This window comes from Streptomyces sp. NRRL WC-3549, assembly GCF_000721935.1.
Lineage (GTDB): Bacteria > Actinomycetota > Actinomycetes > Streptomycetales > Streptomycetaceae > Streptomyces.
In genome coordinates this window covers 11,407-13,162 of sequence record NZ_KL585429.1, presented here as the reverse complement: position 1 = coordinate 13,162, position 1,756 = coordinate 11,407, and the positions used below count along the sequence as shown (strand labels likewise).

Below are 1,756 nucleotides of genomic sequence, written 5' to 3'. Positions count from 1 at the left end.
GGTCGTCGCCGTCGAGCCCGCCGCCGGCCTGCTCTCCTTCCTCGTCACCGAGAACCAGCTCTTCGAGGGCGAGGACCTCAACGAGGGCTGGGACCGGCTGGACACCCGGGTCGCCGCCTTCTTCCGGCGCGGACAGGAACGCGGCGAGTTCCGCATCGACCTCACCCCGGCCTGGCTGACCGAGGCGCTCTACGCGCTCATCGGCGCCGGCGCCTGGGCCGTCCAGGCCGGACGCGTCGCCGGCCAGGACTTCCCGCACATGATCGCCGAGTTGCTGCTCGGCGGAGCACGCCGGAGCGTGGAGCAGTGAGCACCCCCCGTACCCCCCTCCAGAAGGCCCCCGCGCCGGACGAGACGCGGCCCCCGGGGCGGTGGATCGCCCTCACCGTCCTCGTCCTGGCCGTGCTGCTCGTCGCCGTCGACGCCACCGTCCTCGGCCTGGCCACCCCGTTCCTCAGTGAGGACCTGAGGCCGACCGGCACCCAGCTGCTGTGGATCGGCGACGTCTACTCCTTCGTCATCGCCGGCCTCCTGGTCTCCATGGGCAGCCTCGGCGACCGCATCGGACGCAAGAAGCTGCTCCTCAGCGGGGCCGTGGCGTTCGGCGCGGTCTCCGTGCTCAACGCCTATGCGACCGGCCCCGCGATGATGATCGCGGCCCGGGCGCTGCTCGGCGTCGCCGGTGCCACCCTGATGCCGTCCACCCTCGCCCTCATCCGCAACCTCTTCCACGACCCGCGCGAACGCAGCCTCGCCATCGGCATCTGGGGCGCCATGGCCTCCGCGGGCGCGGCCGTCGGCCCGGTCGTCGGCGGGGTGCTGCTGGAGCACTTCTGGTGGGGTTCGGTCTTCCTGATCAACCTGCCGGTCATGGCCGTCCTGGTGGTCGTCGGCGTCAAGATGATCCCCGAGTCGAAGAACCCGTCCCCCGGCCCCTGGGACCTGCTCAGCGTCGTGCTCTCCCTCGTCGGCATGGTCGGCGTCGTCTACGCCGTCAAGGAGGCGGCGGCGCACGGCCCGAGCTGGGGCGTAGCCGGTTCGGCCGTCGTCGGCGTCCTCGCCCTCGTGACGTTCGTACGGCGCCAGTTCCGGCTGCCCGAGCCACTGCTGGACATGCGGCTCTTCCACCACCGGGGCTTCTCCGGCGCGGTCCTCGCCGACCTGCTGACCATCCTCGGCCTGTCCGGCCTGGTCTTCTTCCTCTCCCAGTTCCTGCAGCTGGTCCAGGGCCGCAGCCCGCTGGAGGCGGGGCTCGCCGAACTGCCCGCCGCCGTCGGCGCGGTGGTCGCCGGGCTGCTGGCGGGCCGGGCCGCACGGCGCTTCTCGGTGCGCTCCGTGGTGTCCGGCGGGCTCGCCGGCATCGGCCTGGCCCTCGCCGTCGTCACCGTCATCCACCAGGAGACGGCCTATCCGCTGCTCGGTGCCGTGCTCCTGGTCGTCGGCGTCGGTGCGGGCTTCTCCTTCACCGTCACCGCCGACGTGATCCTCTCCAGCGTCCCCAAGGAGCACGCCGGATCCGCGTCCGCCGTCTCGGAGACCGCGTACGAGCTGGGGGCGGCGCTCGGGATCGCGCTGCTCGGGTCCATCGTCACCGGCGTCTACCGGGGCTTCGACACCCCGGCCGGGGTCCCCGCGCCGACGACGGCCGCCGCGCACGAGTCGCTGGGCGGTGCCGTGGAGGCCTCCCAGACGCTGCCCGCCGCTCAGGGGCACGCACTCGTCTCCCCCGCGCAGCACCTGTCTCTTATACACATCT

1 protein-coding gene and 1 pseudogene are annotated in these 1,756 nt (G+C 72.8%); both read left to right on the top strand.

The window, feature by feature from the left end:
* Positions 1-310 (top strand): annotated as a pseudogene (locus tag IH13_RS0129630) (TetR family transcriptional regulator); the annotation flags it as partial.
* Positions 307-1,756: MFS transporter (locus tag IH13_RS0129625; RefSeq protein ID WP_031089135.1), on the top strand; the 1,450-nt coding region annotated here is incomplete at its 3' end. The pseudogene IH13_RS0129630 and the gene IH13_RS0129625, both read left to right, overlap by 4 nt.